The organism is Acinetobacter sp. YH12100 (genome assembly GCF_013419135.1).
GTDB classification, from domain to species: domain Bacteria; phylum Pseudomonadota; class Gammaproteobacteria; order Pseudomonadales; family Moraxellaceae; genus Acinetobacter; species Acinetobacter pseudolwoffii.
This window is the reverse complement of record NZ_VPAQ01000009.1, coordinates 36662-53782: the sequence shown is the minus strand read 5'-3', so window position 1 is coordinate 53782 and position 17121 is coordinate 36662. Positions and strand designations below refer to the sequence as shown.

The following is a 17121-nucleotide window of genomic DNA, read 5'->3' as shown; positions in this document are numbered from 1 at the left end:
ATCAATGTTTAACAACACTACTTCTCCACACTATTATTGAAAATAAAATTAGATATAAATTTAAAGACAAATTAATTATTAAAGTTTCGGAAAAAAAAGAGAATACTAAACTTAAAGATAATAATGAATATATAACTAAGTAAACACCTCTTTTACTTACCACCTGAAAATAAAGTATGGAATAAAAAAAACTATAAAATAATGCACCAAAAAAAACACCAAAATTACCAAAATCTTGAAAGAATGGTTGAATCACTGTATATACATTCGTAGGTGTTGGGATGTATGCATATTCTAATATCGTTTCGACTGGCATATGGTTACTTAAACCTAACTTATATGCAACAGCATAAAAGAATCTAAAAGTGTACTCTCCCCATACACCATCCCCAACCTGTAACTCTCCAATTGCAATCAATTGAGGAAAAGCATATCCTCCAACCATATCAATCATACTTAAAGAATTATTTACATCTGATTGCCTTATGGCATGCATAAAAAATGAAAATGTCAAAAATATAGTCATTATTATACTTAACAAGATAACACTTATTTTTTTTCTAGTTCCCGCATACTTAGTAACCAAAAATATCATTAACATTGTTAAAATTGCTAATTTTCCTGCACTACTAATAATGAATATAATTTGCCATAAAGTAGTAACTTTTTTTAATGAACTTGTATTATGACACATTAAAGAAATAGCAAAAAGTGGGGTCATTAATAAATAAAAATATGGTCCGAATGTATATTTTACACCTTCATACTCTTCTAAAGTCAAAGAAAGCCTTAGATTTAAAAAGAAATGATATGGCCCCCCCATGCCTACATAAAAAACTTCACCTGCTAGTATCACACATGCAAATATAGAGAGAACAATATAAATTTTTTGATATTTTAACTCATACTTATAATCTTTTCTCTTTAGTTTTCCTTGATAAAAATACATTAATAGGAATGAAAAAGTTAGTGTAAAAAACCAAATAATAAAACTATAAAATATATCATTAGTCAAAGGATAAAATTGATTCCCTACAAATAACCCAACAAAAAAAATAAAAAACCAAGATACAACATGCAAAGATAAAGGAGAAAAATAATCGACTTTTCCGCTAGTCAATATAAAAAACAAGAAAAAGAAAGTTATAAAAAAACCTAAGTAGATATATTCCATATTAACTTACTCAACCTTCTTTTAAGATATTTTTTTGATCAATAAAAATTAACAATCCCATATCTATAAACATACGAATTGTCCATGCCCAAGCTGCACCAAGCAATCCATAATATTGAATTAGATATAATAATAAAAGTACGTATGGTACCACTTCGAATAGATGGAGCATTGCTGTAATTTTAGAGCCACCCTGTGCTTGAATACTAGCAAAAGGTACTTGAGCAATTGAATTAAAAATCAATCCTAAAACTAAAACTTGAAAAATCAGAGTTGATTTTAATGCAAACTGGCTACCCAACCAAAGATCCAAAATATTTTCAGCAAAATATGCTGTAATAATGCCAAATGGCATTATAGATAAAAAAACCAATAGATATGATGTTTTCTTGATTTGCTTATTGTCTGCCTCTTTATCAGACAACATAGGAAAAATAGTCCGTGCAATTGCACTCGGGAAAATTCCAATTCTTGAAATAGCTTCTGAAGGTCCTGTATAAAAACCTACCACATTACTTCCTAGTTTATTAGCCAAGATAAACCTATCAAAATAAGACATAATTGGACTAATAATATTACTTATCGCAATCCAACCACCGAAATTTATTAATCTTTTAAAAGTATCTTTATGAAATTTTAGTTTAACTATATATTCTTTACAAAACCATAAAACTAAAATTATAGATATTACTCTTGATATTAACAACCCTATAACAGCAGATAATAAACTTGATTCCAGCATCAAACCTATAGCTGGTAATAGAACGACTAGGGTACTAGAAATAGTCTTAAAAATATTAAGTTCTAAAAACTCTTCTCTTCCCTCTAACAAAGAACACCAAATTTGAGTTAGTAAAAATAAAGGAATTGATAAAGATAATAGCATTAAAGAGTACTGAAAATTTTCAACCGCATAAGAGCTTACTTTCAGTAGCTCTGATATAATGCTACTAAATACTATAATTAACACACCAGCTGCACATCCAAGAATTAACACTAACAATGCTGATGTTGAAATAATTTTTAAGACTTCCTCTTCATTATTTTTAAAGATCGCTATCTCTCTAATGACTGAGCGAGTAATACCAACATCAAAAATACTCGCATAACCCACTAAAGATAGAATAATAGTAAATAGCCCAAACTCTTCAATCCCAAGTTCACGAGCCATATACCCTAAGATAGGAATTGAAAGTATGCCTGGTATTATATAACCTGCTATATTATAAAAACTATTTTTTACTATCTTCATTTTATGTTGCAAGCACTAATATTTAAAAATTTTGTTGCTTTTAAATCCTTCTCACTCACTATTACTTCGTCTACCTGATTTAAAGGCCACTCGATTGAAAGCGTCGGGTCATTCCAAATAATTGCTCCTTCGCTTTCTTTATTATAATAATTGGTAGTTTTATAAAGAAATTGAGTATTGTCTTCAAGTGCTAGAAAACCATGTGCAAACCCTTCAGGAATCCAAAACATAGTTTTATTTTCTGCACTCAACTCTACACCAACCCATTCCCCATAAGTTTCAGATTCAGGACGAATATCAACAGCCACATCCCAAACATTACCCTGTACTACACGCACTAACTTACCTTGTGCATAAGGTTCACGCTGAAAATGTAGCCCACGCAAAACACCTTTTTGAGATAAAGAGTGATTATCCTGTACAAATGTTGGAATTGGTAAATTCAACCCTGCTAAGACAGATTCAAAGTGTTGCTGATTAAAACTTTCCATAAACCAACCACGCTCATCCCCAAAAACTTGTGGATGAAGTATTAATAAACCGTCGAGTTTTGTTTTTTCCACTCTCATTTTACTTCATCCAATAATTTTAATAAGTATTGACCATAATCTGTTTTTCTAAGTGCTTCTGCACTTTCCTTAAGTTCTTCTTTTGAAATCCAACCTTGCTGAAAACCAATTTCTTCTAAACAGGCTACCTTTAAAGATTGTCGTTTTTCAATGGTATACACAAATTGACCTGCTTCTAGAAGAGATTCATGGGTTCCCGTATCTAGCCACGCAAAACCACGCCCAAGTAATTCAACATTGAGTGAATCATCTTTCAAATAAGCATTGTTAATATCCGTAATTTCTAACTCACCGCGTGCAGATGGTTTTACCTGTTTAGCAAACTCAATGACGCGATTATCATAGAAATACAATCCAGTGACTGCATAAGGAGATTTCGGTTGAGTTGGCTTTTCTTCAATACTCAGTACCTTACCAGTTAGATCAAACTCTACTACACCAAAACGCTCTGGATCAGTGACATGGTAACCAAAAACTGTTGCACCTTTTTCAAGGTTATTGGCTGCCTTTAATTGCTTACTAAAATTTTGACCATAATAAATATTGTCGCCCAAGATTAAGCAAACGTGATCATTTCCTATAAATTCTTCGCCAAGAATAAACGCTTGCGCAAGTCCATCTGGTGAAGGCTGTTCTTTATAACTTAACTCAATACCAAACTGCGAACCATCGCCAAGCAACTTTTCAAAGTTTGGTAAGTCTTCAGGCGTCGAAATAATTAAAATCTCACGAATATTTGCCAACATCAATACAGATAATGGATAGTAAATCATGGGTTTATCATAAATTGGTAAAAGCTGCTTAGATACACCTTTAGTAATAGGATGTAAGCGTGTGCCTGAACCACCTGCCAATATAATACCTTTACGCTTTATGCTCATTTATGAAATACCTCAATTACTGTTCTTTGTACATATACTTTCCAATCTGGCAAATAGATTTGAAAAGCATGTTGAATTTTTTGATTATTTAAACGTGAATTATGTGGACGTTTAGCTGGTGTCGGATATGCTGCTGTTGGAATCGGATTAACTTGTTGAATGGCTAAATTCACACCTAAGTTTTTTGCTTGCTCAAATATATAGTTTGCATACTCAAACCACGATGTTTCCCCACTAGCAACCAAATGGTAAATACCAATTTTAGTTTGATCTCGTAATGTCTGCACAATCGCATGAGCACTTACATCTGCAATTAGCTCAGCTGACGTTGGAGCACCAATTTGATCATCAATAATAGATAATTCTTCACGCTGCTGAGATAGAGCAAGCATTGTTTTTAAAAAGTTTGTACCTTTTTGTGCAAAAACCCATGATGTTCGAAATATCAAGTAATTGCACTGAGCATTTTGAATAGCCTGCTCCCCTAATGCCTTAGTTTGACCATATACACTCAAAGGTTTCAGTGCATATGTCTCATTAAATTTAGATGTACCTTCACCATCAAAAACATAATCTGTTGAATAATGCACCAACAGTGCCTTTATTTGAGCACAAGCCTCAGCTATTTTCCCTACAGCCACATGATTAATGAGATTAGCTATCTCTTGTTCTGTTTCAGCCAAGTCTACAGCAGTATAAGCACTTGCATTCACAACCACATTTGGCGCTATATCTACAATAGTTTGATAAATTTGATCTGGCTTACTTAAATCACCACACCATTGATTTAAACCATTTCGATCAAGCGAAACTACCTCACCTAATGGTGCAAGGGAGCGCTGGAGCTCCCAGCCAACCTGACCATTTTTTCCAAGTAATAAAATTTTCATTACTTAGCCTTGTATTGTTTTTCTAACCAAGATTGGTATTCCCCACTTTGAATATGCGCAACCCACTCCTGATTATTTAAATACCACTCTACCGTTTTACGGATTCCAGTTTCAAAAGTTTCTGCAGGCGTCCAACCTAATTCATTTTGAATTTTTGTGGCATCAATCGCATAACGCAAGTCATGCCCAGGGCGGTCTTTAACAAATGTAATTAATGACTCATACGCCTGACCGTTGGCTTGTGGTTTTAACTCATCCAAAATCTTACAAATAGTTTTGACCACTTCAATATTCTGCTTTTCATTATGACCACCAATATTATAGGTCTCACCTACTACACCCTCAGTGACCACTTTATATAAAGCACGTGCATGATCTTCTACAAATAACCAATCCCGAATTTGCTGACCATTCCCATATACTGGTAAAGGTTTAGCATCCAGTGCATTTAGAATCACCAATGGAATTAATTTTTCTGGAAAATGGTAAGGCCCATAATTATTTGAGCAATTGGTTACTATAACAGGTAGACCATAGGTTCTGTGCCAAGCACGTACCAAATGATCCGAACTGGCTTTAGAGGCAGAATATGGAGAGCTTGGCGCGTATGAAGTTGTTTCTGTGAACAAATCTGTCGTACCCTCTAAATCACCATATACTTCATCTGTAGAAATATGATGAAAGCGAAAGTTCTGTTGTGCCTCAACATCAAGACTCATCCAGTACTTTCGAGCAGCTTCGAGTAAAGTATAAGTTCCCACAATATTGGTTTGAATAAATGCTGCCGGGCCATCAATTGAGCGGTCTACATGTGACTCTGCAGCCAAGTGCATAATTGCATTCGGTTGAAAAGCATCTATTGCAGCTGTAATTTGTTCTGTATCACAAATATCAATTTGTTTGAACTGATAGCTCGGATGCTGATCAATTTCTCTTAACGATTCTAAATTTCCTGCATAAGTCAATTTATCAATATTAAAAACTTGATTATTAGTGTTTTGAATAATATGACGGATGACTGCTGAACCAATAAAACCGGCGCCACCAGTAACAAGAATTTTCATTTATATGACCTTAAATTTATTTTTAAGAATTTTACCAACAGGAGTATAAAATTTTGCAGCTATTGTAGACATAAATTAAAAAAAAGATATTAATACAGTATTAAATTTTAACCAATCATCAAAAAAATAAAAAAATAAATATAAAAATCAAATAACTAAATTAAAAATGTAAATTAAAAATGTTTTGAAGATATTCAATAATTAGATTTTGCACTACAATCCTTTCTTAATAACGATGTATTAAAATTAAGGGCTTGAATGTGAAGTATCAACGCACATCCATTTTATTCACTATTTCAATATTATTCTCTGGTTGTACGCTTACTTCCGGTTTGCAAACCTATGATTTGCCTCCTCAAGGTAATTACAGAACCGATCAGGGCGCAGAGCTTTCAGTCATACAAATTACGCAAGACAATATTCCTCGTATCGAACTCAATAACTCTCAGAATTCCAATACTATTTTTCACTTATTTAACAGGCATCAACAAGTCTATAAATTGAGTTCAGGTGATGTTCTCTCAATTCAACTTTGGGCCTACCCGGAAATCACCCCCCCTATTCAGGATATTTCAAATGTAAAAGCTGCAGGTTATCCCATAGACTCTAGTGGCAACATACAATTACCTTTAGTGGGACAGGTACGGGTAGCCGGGAAAACACTGGCTGAAACCAATCGTTTTTTACGCAGTCAATTTGCACGCTATTTGAAACACCCTGATGTGGTGGTTCGAGTATTGTCTTATGAAGGTCGTCGCTATTTTGTCAATGGACAAGTCATGCGTAGTGGCCAATATACGCTAAATGATCAGCCCATTAGCATCTATACAGCACTCGGACAAGCAGGTGGTATTAATACTGAAACAGGTGACAATACCAATATTCAATTGATCCGGGAGGGTCAAACTTTTGACCTCGATGTACTACAACTAGAGAAACAAGGCCTATCTTTACATCATTTACTGATTCAGCCGAATGATACTATTTTTGTGAATACCAAACAGAATCAAAAACTTTATGTTATGGGTGAGTCAAGTAAAAGCCAAGCCCTGGCTTTACGTGAACAAGGTATGACCTTAAGTGATGTTTTGGGTGAAAGTGAAGGAATTAATCCTTACTCCGCAAGTGCGGCTAAAATCTATGTAATGCGCACCGATTTAGCCACCAAGCAGTCCACTGTGTATCACTTGAATTTAAGCAGTTTTGGTAATTTGGGCTTAGCCAATCAATTCGAAATGAAAAAAAATGACATCGTTTATATTGATGCGACTGGATTAACGCGCTGGCAACGTATTGTTAACCAGATTATTCCGTTCTCTAGTGCACTCTATAGCTTTGACCAACTGGGTAAATAAAATATGCAAATTCGGAATATTTTAGTCGTCTGTGTGGGAAATATTTGTCGTAGTCCAATGGGTGAGTTTTTTCTCAAGAAAAGTCATCCTAACTTACATATTGAGTCTGCTGGTCTTTCTGCCATGGTAGGCCATAGTGCTGATGATAAGGCCATTGCAAGTATGGCAAGAAAATCAATTGATATGAGCTCACATGTCGCAAAACAAATTGATGCCAACTTAATCAAAACTGCAGATTTAATTTTAGTAATGAGTTCAAATCAACAAAAACATATAGAAAAGACTTGGCCATTTGCTAAAGGTAAAGTATTTCGTTTAGGACATTGGCAAGATCAGAATGTTCCTGATCCTTATAAGCTCGATCAAGCATTTTTTGAAGAAACATGTAATAACATCGAATCTTATGTTTCGGATTGGCAATCACATATTTAATTTTATCTAGTAGTTTATCCATGAATCAAAATTCAAGTACTAATGACGATACCATTGACTTAAAAGAATTATTTTTTTCGTTAATTGCACAATGGAAAGTGATCGCGCTTTGTATCATACTGAGCTTAACCTTCGCATTACTTTATTTACGTGTTACTCCCTCAATTTATTCTGCTGATGCAATGGTTCTGGTAGAGGATAATAAAGGCGCTGGAGCTGCTGCCCTCTTGGGTGGGTTGAGTGATGCTATTCCAGGGGGAATGGGGGGGAAATCTCCCGCAGATGCTGAGATTGAAATATTAAACTCACGCATGATTTTGGGACAAACGATTCAAAATTTGCACCTTGATATCCAAATTAAAGATAATAGTAATACTTTATTTAATCGTCTGATTAAAAACGACAAAGCTGAAGTTCTTTATAAAAAGGATATGGTGGTTTTCCAAAAAGAAAATCAAGCCTTCTTAATCAAAACATTAAAAATTCCAAATTACTATCTAGATAAAAAATTAGAGTTAAAATTCACGGATAACAACCAGTTTACTTTCTCTTATAAAGATGAAGTGATATTTAAAGGTCAATTGAATTCGAGCAATCAAGCCATAGATTCTAAGGGCCTTTGGGAGGTGGCAATATTTAGCAAATCTCCGTTTAAAGAAACATTTACTATTACTAAACTTGCGCTACCTACAGCAATGCAGTTCTTAAAAAATGACTATGGTGTAGCAGAGAGAGGGAAAAACTCCGGTGTTATTGGTCTAAATTATAATGGCAATGATAAGGAACATATTACTCAAGTTCTGAATAATATTTTATCCGTCTATCAAATACAAAATATTCAACGCAAGTCTTTAGAATCTAAACAAACTTTAAATTTTCTAGACAAACAGCTGCCGGAACTTAAACAGCAACTTGAGGAATCAGAAATCAAGTTCAACCGTTTCCGTGAGCAATACAATACTATCGATGTGACTCAAGAAGCCGAGTTAATGTTAAAGCAAAATGTTGAACTGGAAAAGATGAAAATCCAATTACAACAACAGCAAGCGGAACTTTCTTCAAAATATACCCCTGATCACCCTCTAATGTCAGCCATTAATGCTCAACTTGCTGAAATTAGTCAGAAAACATCAGAAATGACACAGTCTATTAAGCGTTTACCAGAAACACAACGATTATATTTACAGCTATATCGAGATGTAAAAGTAAATACTGAACTGTATACCGCACTCTTAAATAGCTATCAGCAATTGAAAATTGCAGAGGCTGGTGAAATTGGTAATGTCAGAGTTATTGACCAAGCTGTTGAACCCGTTAATCCAATTAAACCCAAGTCATTAATTACAATAATTTTATCAATTTTTGTCGGTGGTTTTATTGGAGTATTGATTGCACTATTACGAAATATGATACGTTCAGGCATTAAAGACGCAGCGCAAATTGAAAATGAGCTTGATCTGCCAGTCTATGCCACTGTACCGCGCTCTGTTATTCAAGAAAGTCGTATTAACCTATTAAAGAAGAAAAAGAATATTCCTATTCTTGCGGTTAAAGATAGCAGTGATATCGCGATTGAAAGCCTCCGTAGCATGCGAACAGCAATTCATTTTGCCTTAATGAATGCGACCAATAATGTGATTGCAATTTCTGGCCCTGCACCTGAAGTTGGAAAATCATTCATTACCACTAACCTTGCTACTATTTTAGCGCAAGGAGGAAAACGGGTTCTGGTCATTGATGGTGATCTACGTCGTGGCTATTTACATAAGTACTTTAATGCCGAAGTGCAACCAGGTTTAGCAGAATTATTGAATCACCAAAATAACTATGAAGAGGTGGTACAAAATTCAACTGTAGATAACCTGTTTTTTGTGACACGTGGTAAGAGTCCGGTTAACCCGTCTGAACTATTAAGTACAGATCAATTCAAAACTTTCTTGAATCAAGCCTCTGCTCATTTCGATCATGTACTGATTGATACGCCACCTGTGCTTGCGGTGACCGATGGCATTATTATTTCGCAATATGCGGGTGTGAATTTATTGGTTGCCCGTCATGCCAAAACACAAATTAAAGAGCTGGAAATCACTGTGAATCGCTTTGAACAGGCCAATGTGAAAGTCAATGGTGTGATTCTAAATGATGTACAACAAGGGGCAGCAGGTAGCTATGGTTATAATTATGCCTATGCTTATACCGCAAATAAAGACAATGACTAATTCATTGTAAACTTTGATATCACACCCTGCTCGAAGCAGGGTGTGATAGAGAGAACTATCACATTTATTCCAAATGTTCATTGTTGAAAAAATCAACTAAAAACCCTATCTTGGTTACAGTTTAAAACTCCTGAGAATATACAAAAATGTTACCCAAAACACTGCTGGCCAGCTTGGCATTAAGCTCCTCACTAACCTTTGCTCAAGGCATCGTTTTAAATGACCAAAACCTGCGCACCGATTTAAACTGGTTAAATCAGCAAGGTGTGATTCAAGTTAGCACTTCGACCTGGCCAATGAGTGGTGATGAAATCCAACGCGCCCTTTCTCAGGCCCAAGTCAGCAATAATAATCAGCAAAGAGTCATTGATTCAGTCATGGCTCATTTGAATACCAACAACCAGTTACTTAAAGCATCACTATTTGCAGAGACAGATCAAAAAAATATTCCTCAAGCCTTTGGCGATCAGCAAAAAGCGCAATACCAGGCGAGTGTAGAGTTGAATACAGGCAATCAGAATTGGGATGCCAGACTTCGTATCAATGCAGAAAAAGATCCCCAGATTGATAATGATCAAGATGTGAATATTGAAGGGTCTTACCTCGCAGGTAAGTTATGGAATCAATGGCTGATTGCTGGACAAATTCCGACCTACTGGGGACCCGGTCATGATGGCAGCTTAATTCGGGGTGATGCCAGTCGTCCTGTGTATGGTGTGACCATGCAGCGTGCCGAACAGCATGCTTTTGCAAATAAATGGCTCTCCTGGATTGGGCCTTGGCAATATCAAGCCTTTGCCGGACAACTGGATGACTATGATGCTGTACCTGATGCTAAATTAATTGGCTTACGTGTCACTGCACAACCTTTACCCTATTTGGAGCTGGGTGCATCACGTGCTATTCAATGGGGAGGTGAAGGACGACCTGAAAGCCTGAGTTCACTTTGGGATGCTTTTGTCGGTAATAAAGACAATGGTGGCACAGGTGAGCCTGACCCATCCAATCAAATCGCCGGTTTTGATGCACGCTTAAATCTACAACCATTACTGCAAGTCCCAATGGGGATGTATGCACAATATATTGGTGAAGATGAAGCCGGTGGCTTACCAGCCAAAAAAATGTATTTGGCTGGGGTCGATTATTCTTCTAGCTATAATAATATGCCTTTCCAGCTATATACCGAATGGGCAGACACCCGCACCAATGGCAAGGCCCAAGGTATTTCTTATAATCACACCAATTATATTGGTGGTTTTTATCAACATGGTTACCCATTAGCACATGCAATGGGTGGTGATGGTCAAATGGTTTCTGTGGGTGGTGATATTCGTTTCGATCGCCTGAACCGCGTTAATGCTCGAGTGCTGTTTGCCAAGTTGAATGAATCCAACCGAACTACTAATTTAGCTTTTCCAATCCAAGATGAATTAAAAGCTGTTGATGTGAGCTGGACCCATTATTTACGCCCCGATATTCCCCTGAAATTAAATGGCTGGATCAGTGATTCAGACCTACGTGGTAATGATGGTGGTGCATCGATTGGAATTGAATTTCCTTTAGAAAAAGGCTTATTTTCCTACTAAGTTCTTTGTAAAATAGAATGTCGGTTGGAGCAAGCATTGTTCCTAGACATTCTCTAATAATGATTAAATTCTGAAAAATTAAAAAACCAGCCATTGCTGGTTTTTTAATTTTTTTAAAGCTCTACCAAACTGCGATATTTGCTTGCTAAAAAACCACCCATTCTGCAAGATTTCTCAAAATTTTCTGCTAAGATGGAATGAACCTCAACGATAACATTAGATTGGAATAATACATGAGCAAGGCCTTACCGATTGCTGTCGCTGTTCTTCTAGGCGGTGCCGCGCTAGTACCTGTTTACTATGCAACTCAAAACCCAGCTGCTCAAACGACTAAAGCATCTAAAGATGCCTCTGCTGTTTCTAAAATTAGCTATGCACTCGGTTATGAAGTCGCTCATCAAACTCCACCTGAGCTGGATATTAACAGCTTTGTGACAGGCGTTCGCGAAGGCCATGCCCGTACTGCTCCTGCTTATACTGAAGAAGAATTACAAGCAGCTTATGAGCAGTTCCAAAAAGAAATGCAGCAGAAGCAAGTGGATAGTGCCAAACAGGCTCAGGCATCAAGTGATACTTTCCTGACCGAAAATGCCAAAAAAGCGGGTGTAAAAACCACAGCTTCCGGTTTGCAATACCTAGTGACTAAAGAAGGCACGGGCAAACAGCCAGCTGCTTCTTCAATCGTGAAAGTCCATTACACCGGCAAACTGGTGGATGGTACTGTATTTGACAGTTCGGTTGAACGTGGCGAGCCGATTGAGTTTCCACTCAATCAAGTGATTCCAGGCTGGACTGAAGGTCTGCAACTGATGAAAGAAGGCGGTAAAGCGACCCTGTATATCCCATCTCAACTTGGTTATGGTGAACAAGGCGTGCCAGGGACGATTCCTCCACACAGTACTTTGATTTTTGATGTGGAACTCATTGAAGTCAAATAATCTATAAATAAGGAGAGCAATGCGCTCTCCTTTATTTTGAGAATAAATATGAAAATACAAATAAGTTTGATGGTTTTACTGCTAAGTTCTGGCAATCTGCTTGCCAAAGATGTGACCAATAAAAGCCCGGAAGCTGAACAGGTCGGTTATAGCTTTGGTTATCTGATGGGGAAAAGTAATGCCGACTCTTTACAAGGGATTGATCTGGACGCTTTCAGTGCCGGTTTAAAAGCTGCTGCTGCCGGAAAACAATCCACTTTAACTGAAGAAGACATGGCTCGAGTGCTGACTCAGTTTAAACGTCAAAGTGAAGCCAAAGAGCTGATTGAATTAAAACAAAAAGCTGAAGAAAATACCAAAATCGGTCAGGCTTTTCTGACAGAAAATGCCAAAAAAGCAGGGATAAAAACGACTAAATCTGGCCTGCAATATCAGATTCTTCAGCAAAGCAAAGGCAAATCGCCAAAAGCCGATAGCAATGTCCGCGTACATTATGAAGGCCGTTTGATTGATGGTACGGTTTTTGATAGTTCAATTGCCCGCAATCAGCCTGTGGTCTTCCGTACCACCCAAGTGATTACCGGTTGGACTGAAGGCCTGCAACTGATGAAAGAAGGTGCCAAATACCGCTTCTTCATTCCTGCAGAACTGGCCTATGGACAAATTGGTTCAGGTGATGTGATTGAGCCAAACAGTACCTTAATTTTTGATGTGGAATTACTGGAAATTATGAAGTAATCAATACTGTTTTTTTAAATACTCAATCAGAGAGGCGCGATAGCGGCCTCTCTTTTTTATATGGATGAAGCATAATTAATCGAATGTTTTCATGTCACATTCAGATCAGTTTTGCTATGTTATATGTTAATTAAACGGTTCAACAAGAATAGAGGACGTCAGCATGGCAGCAATCAAGACCCGTGAAATTCATTATACTGCGCCGGATGGTAGCGTATTGATTGGCTATTTTGCCGCTCCAGAAACAGATGCACCCCTTGCAGGTGTGCTGGTCGCACCAGAATGGTGGGGTCGTAATGAATATACCGAACAGCGCGCTCGCGAACTTGCAGAACATGGCTATGCGGCCTTGGCGATTGACATGTATGGTGACAAAAAAGTGACCACCCATTCTGATCAGGCCTACCAGTGGATGATGCAGACCTTTGAAGATCCGGACACCATCGTTGATCGTGCGACAGCAGCTTTAAATACCTTGGCAGCACAGGATGAAGTCAATGCAGAGAAACTTGCTGCCATCGGTTTTTGTTACGGCGGTAAAGTGGTGCTGGATCTGGCGCGTGCCAATGCCCCTTTAAAAGCAGTGACCACCTTCCACGGGACACTTACTGCCAAAGCACCGGCTCAAGAAGGTCAGGTTCAGGCCGAAATACTAGTCTTGCACGGTGAGCTAGACAGCATGGTCACCTTAGATGATGTCGCCAGTTTCCGTGAAGAAATGCATGCGGCCAACGTCGAGCATGAGGTGATTGTCTTTGAAGATGCAAAACATGGCTTTAGCAACCCGCTCGCCGACGAACGGGCCAAAGCCAATGGCGTGGATCTTGGTTACAATGCTGAAGCGGAACAAAAAAGCTTGGCGGCGATGTATGCCTTATTGGAACGTCATTTGGCTTAAATAGATATAAGTGCTCGACTTGAAATCAAGCTGAGCACTTTAAAGAATCATTGAAGAAAAGAACGATAAATCCTACCAGAGGAGAATGCTGACTATGGCTGAAACCAACTGCCCTTACTGTAACTATGACGAATATGATGTCATTGCCAAAAATGATTATGGTGTAGTGCTGCCTGAACCGAATTCATTATCCGAAGGTCACTGTGTAGTGATTCCACTCCGGCATGTGGCTTCATTTTTTGAAGTGACGGACAAAGAACGTAAAAGCCTGATGTCTTTGCTCGAACAGGCACGTAATGAGCTCAATTTACGTTACCAGCCCGCCGGTTTCCATGTCGGTTTTATTGATGGTGAGGTATTTCAGGAAAAGGTCGAACATCTGCATATTCATATTATTCCGCGCTATAAAGACAAAGTATTGAAGCTGGATGAACGCTGGGGGATTATCGACTAAATCTTTGCTGTTTTAAAATAAATGCTCTTCGGAGCATTTATTGTTTGTGTTATTAAGCCGATATCCATACACACTACTCCGCAGTTTTTATCTACTTTTCACATTTTAGGCCTGCCGATTCCGCTATAATGGCTGCTGCTTATTCGGTTGCTATTTATCCATGTTTGTATTTTCAGATGCCCTGTTAGAATGGTTTGATGTGCATGGTCGTCATGACTTGCCCTGGCAGGTGACAGATGATCCCTACAAAGTCTGGGTCTCTGAAATCATGTTGCAACAAACCCAGGTCAAAACTGTGCTGCAATATTATGAACGCTTTATTCAGCGTTTTCCGACCGTTCAGGACTTAGGTCAAGCGTCTTGGGATGAGGTCGCGCCGTACTGGGCAGGACTGGGCTATTATGCCCGTGCCCGTAACCTGCACAAAGCTGCCGGCATGGTGACAGCACAGCAGCAGTTTCCTCAAACCCTGGAACAATGGATTGCCTTGCCGGGGATCGGCCGTTCCACCGCTGGTGCCTTAATGTCACTGGGTTTACGCCAATACGGCGTGATCATGGATGGCAATGTCAAACGGGTCTTGTCGCGTTTCTTCGCGATTGAAGATGATCTGTCCAAACCTATCCATGAACGTGCCTTATGGCAACTGGCCGAAGAATTATGTCCGGTCGAACGTAATCATGACTATACCCAGGCGATTATGGATCTCGGTGCTACGGTCTGCACTCCGAAAAAACCTCTGTGCCTATACTGTCCGATGCAGCAACATTGCAAAGCGCATCAGCAAGGTCTGGAAAATGAATTACCATTCAAGAAAGCCAAAAAACCGGTGCCAGTGCGCTCAGCACAGGTCTTGCTGATTCAGTCCGGTGAAGAATGGCTCTGGCAACAACGACCGAACAGTGGCCTGTGGGGCGGACTCTGGTGCTTGCCGATTATTGAAAATGCCCATGAATTCGAACAGCAATGTCAGCAGCTTGGCCTGAAAAATATCCTCAAAAAAGTCCAGATCAGCCACAGTTTCACCCACTTCACCTGGCAGCTTGAAGCAATCGTTTTCGCAGTGGATCAGGATCAGCAGGAACATCTGGCAATTGAACTGCAAGGCAACTGGATGCGTCCAGAGACAGCCATTGATTGCGGTCTGCCGACAGCAATGAAAAAATTGATCTCTGCCGTTAACCTATGACATAGTCTGGACAAAGCATCATATCGATCAGCTCAGAATGAGCATTGCCAATATTTAAGGATGAATAACGTGCGCCAATACCTTGCTTTGACCTGGGTGGCTTTGATTGCCATATTACTGACCGCCTGTAGCAGTACGCCGAAACAACCTTCTTCTGCACAGTTAAATCCGCTACTGGTACAAAAACTGCAAAATAAGCGAATGCCTTCTTCACTGCCCATCCCGGTGGCACGTGTACAGGCACGTGAATTACAGGATACTTGGGGGGCGTCGCGCAGTCGCGGACGTTTGCATGAGGGCATTGACATCATGGCTCCACGTGGAACCAAAGTCTTTAGTGCCACAGAAGGTCTGATTGCAGATTTACGCAATAACAATTTGGGTGGTAAAGTAGTCTGGATTCTCGGTCCGGGCGGCTCCTGGCATTATTATGCACATCTGGATGGACATAAACGCGGCCTGAAAGTAGGTGATGCTGTCAAAAAAGGCCAGCTCATCGGCTATGTGGGCAATAGCGGTAATGCCCGACATACTGCACCACATCTGCATTATGGTATTTATTTACAGGGCAAGGGGCGCGGTGTGGTCAACCCCTACCCCTATTTACGTTAATTTTAGGATATTTACATGTCAGAAACGTTGATCAACCGTCTGGTAGAATTTGCTGAATCAGGCAATCAACAAAAAATCGTACTGAATGGTCAAAGCTATCAGGGCTGGGTGATGGAAATTACCGAAGATGCGCTGCTGATCAGTACCGGTTATGCCGACAAAAGTGGTAAAGACATGTGGATTCAATTTAGCGATCTGGATCAGGCTGAACTGTCTTACTGGGATAATCAGCAAGATCAATGGGCTGTGTTTAAATTATAAAACTATAAAAATAAGGAGCATGGCATGACTCTGCAACGCTGTGGCTGGTGCTCCAATGATCCGCTGTATATCACCTATCATGATCAGGAATGGGGACAAGCCCTGCTGGATGAAAATCGCCTGTTTGAAATGCTGTGTCTGGAAGGACAGCAGGCCGGTCTAGCCTGGATTACCGTACTCAGAAAACGTGAAGCGTATCGTGAACATTTTTTTCAATATTCCATTCAGTCGATTGCAGCACTTACAGATCAACAACTCGAACTCAAGCTTAAGGATGCTCGCCTGATCCGTCATCGTGGCAAGCTGCATGCCATTCGCGAGAATGCCCAAGCATGGCTCAGGCTGCAACAGCAAGGCATCAATTTAGGGCAATGGCTCTGGTCTTTTGCCCAGCAACCACGACTGAATAATGATGTTGCGGATTATCGTCAGGCACCCGCACAAACCATTGAGAGCCAGATCATGTCAAAAGCCTTAAAAAAGGCCGGTTTTAAATTTGTCGGACCCACCATTTGCTATGCCTTTATGCAGGCCGTCGGTATGGTCGATGATCACGAAAATCATTGTCACTTTAAAACAATATATTCCCATTCAAAGAAGAGCTGAATT

Annotated in this window: 18 protein-coding genes; 12 read left to right on the top strand and 6 right to left on the bottom strand. The window is 39.0% G+C overall.

Annotation, left to right across the window (positions count from 1 at the left end; genetic code table 11):
- Position 1 precedes the first annotated feature (1 nt).
- Genes FTU40_RS07840 through rfbB form a run of 6 tightly spaced genes read right to left on the bottom strand, consistent with a single transcriptional unit; the run spans position 2 to position 5830 of the window.
- A complete protein-coding gene (locus tag FTU40_RS07840) occupies positions 2–1174 on the bottom strand; it encodes an O-antigen polymerase (RefSeq protein WP_180040407.1) in 1173 nt (390 codons plus the stop codon).
- A gap of 10 nt (positions 1175–1184) precedes the next feature.
- Positions 1185–2426, bottom strand: a complete 1242-nt coding sequence (locus FTU40_RS07835) for a flippase (protein ID WP_180040405.1) — start codon at positions 2424–2426, stop codon at positions 1185–1187.
- On the bottom strand, positions 2423–2995 hold the full coding sequence (rfbC, locus tag FTU40_RS07830) for a dTDP-4-dehydrorhamnose 3,5-epimerase (protein ID WP_180040403.1): 573 nt from the start codon (positions 2993–2995) through the stop codon (positions 2423–2425). Before rfbC ends, FTU40_RS07835 begins: the two co-directional genes overlap by 4 nt.
- Positions 2992–3876, bottom strand: a complete 885-nt coding sequence (gene rfbA / locus FTU40_RS07825; RefSeq protein WP_180040401.1) for a glucose-1-phosphate thymidylyltransferase RfbA — start codon at positions 3874–3876, stop codon at positions 2992–2994. Before rfbA ends, rfbC begins: the two co-directional genes overlap by 4 nt.
- A complete protein-coding gene (rfbD, locus tag FTU40_RS07820) occupies positions 3873–4766 on the bottom strand; it encodes a dTDP-4-dehydrorhamnose reductase (RefSeq protein ID WP_180040399.1) in 894 nt (297 codons plus the stop codon). The genes rfbA and rfbD overlap by 4 nt, the downstream gene beginning before the upstream one ends.
- The gene (gene rfbB, locus FTU40_RS07815; RefSeq protein WP_180040397.1) at positions 4766–5830 is read right to left on the bottom strand and encodes a dTDP-glucose 4,6-dehydratase; all 1065 of its coding nucleotides are present in this window, start codon (positions 5828–5830) and stop codon (positions 4766–4768) included. Before rfbB ends, rfbD begins: the two co-directional genes overlap by 1 nt.
- Positions 5831–6090: 260 nt before the next feature.
- On the opposite strand from rfbB, the gene FTU40_RS07810 reads away from it, so the two are divergent.
- The 12 genes from FTU40_RS07810 to FTU40_RS07755 all read left to right on the top strand — a co-directional run bounded on the left by FTU40_RS07810 (position 6091) and on the right by FTU40_RS07755 (position 17118).
- Positions 6091–7185 carry a polysaccharide biosynthesis/export family protein gene (locus FTU40_RS07810; RefSeq protein ID WP_180040395.1) on the top strand — a complete coding sequence of 365 codons (1095 nt, stop codon included), beginning with the start codon at positions 6091–6093 and terminating at the stop codon, positions 7183–7185.
- 3 nt (positions 7186–7188) lie between these two features.
- Positions 7189–7617, top strand: coding sequence for a low molecular weight protein-tyrosine-phosphatase (locus tag FTU40_RS07805; protein ID WP_180040393.1), 429 nt, complete (start codon positions 7189–7191; stop codon positions 7615–7617).
- A 20-nt stretch (positions 7618–7637) separates the two neighbouring features.
- Positions 7638–9836: a polysaccharide biosynthesis tyrosine autokinase gene (locus tag FTU40_RS07800; RefSeq protein ID WP_180040391.1), complete on the top strand. Its 2199-nt coding sequence runs from the start codon at positions 7638–7640 to the stop codon at positions 9834–9836.
- Between the two features lie 146 nt (positions 9837–9982).
- Positions 9983–11422: a capsule assembly Wzi family protein gene (locus tag FTU40_RS07795; RefSeq protein WP_180040389.1), complete on the top strand. Its 1440-nt coding sequence runs from the start codon at positions 9983–9985 to the stop codon at positions 11420–11422.
- 233 nt (positions 11423–11655) lie between these two features.
- Positions 11656–12360, top strand: coding sequence for an FKBP-type peptidyl-prolyl cis-trans isomerase (locus tag FTU40_RS07790; RefSeq protein ID WP_180040387.1), 705 nt, complete (start codon positions 11656–11658; stop codon positions 12358–12360).
- Positions 12361–12408: 48 nt separating this feature from the next.
- Complete coding sequence (locus FTU40_RS07785; protein WP_180040385.1) at positions 12409–13098, top strand: FKBP-type peptidyl-prolyl cis-trans isomerase; 690 nt, start codon at positions 12409–12411, stop codon at positions 13096–13098.
- Between the two features lie 163 nt (positions 13099–13261).
- Positions 13262–13996 carry a dienelactone hydrolase family protein gene (locus tag FTU40_RS07780; protein WP_005268187.1) on the top strand — a complete coding sequence of 245 codons (735 nt, stop codon included), beginning with the start codon at positions 13262–13264 and terminating at the stop codon, positions 13994–13996.
- Positions 13997–14090: 94 nt separating this feature from the next.
- Positions 14091–14450, top strand: coding sequence for an HIT family protein (locus FTU40_RS07775; RefSeq protein ID WP_005094762.1), 360 nt, complete (start codon positions 14091–14093; stop codon positions 14448–14450).
- A 160-nt stretch (positions 14451–14610) separates the two neighbouring features.
- The gene (gene mutY, locus FTU40_RS07770) at positions 14611–15639 is read left to right on the top strand and encodes an A/G-specific adenine glycosylase (RefSeq protein WP_180040383.1); all 1029 of its coding nucleotides are present in this window, start codon (positions 14611–14613) and stop codon (positions 15637–15639) included.
- A 69-nt stretch (positions 15640–15708) separates the two neighbouring features.
- A complete protein-coding gene (locus FTU40_RS07765) occupies positions 15709–16251 on the top strand; it encodes a M23 family metallopeptidase (RefSeq protein ID WP_005173640.1) in 543 nt (180 codons plus the stop codon).
- A 15-nt stretch (positions 16252–16266) separates the two neighbouring features.
- Positions 16267–16512, top strand: coding sequence for a hypothetical protein (locus tag FTU40_RS07760; protein WP_074383759.1), 246 nt, complete (start codon positions 16267–16269; stop codon positions 16510–16512).
- Between the two features lie 24 nt (positions 16513–16536).
- Positions 16537–17118, top strand: coding sequence for a DNA-3-methyladenine glycosylase I (locus tag FTU40_RS07755; RefSeq protein ID WP_180040381.1), 582 nt, complete (start codon positions 16537–16539; stop codon positions 17116–17118).
- The last annotated feature ends 3 nt before the right edge of the window (positions 17119–17121 follow it).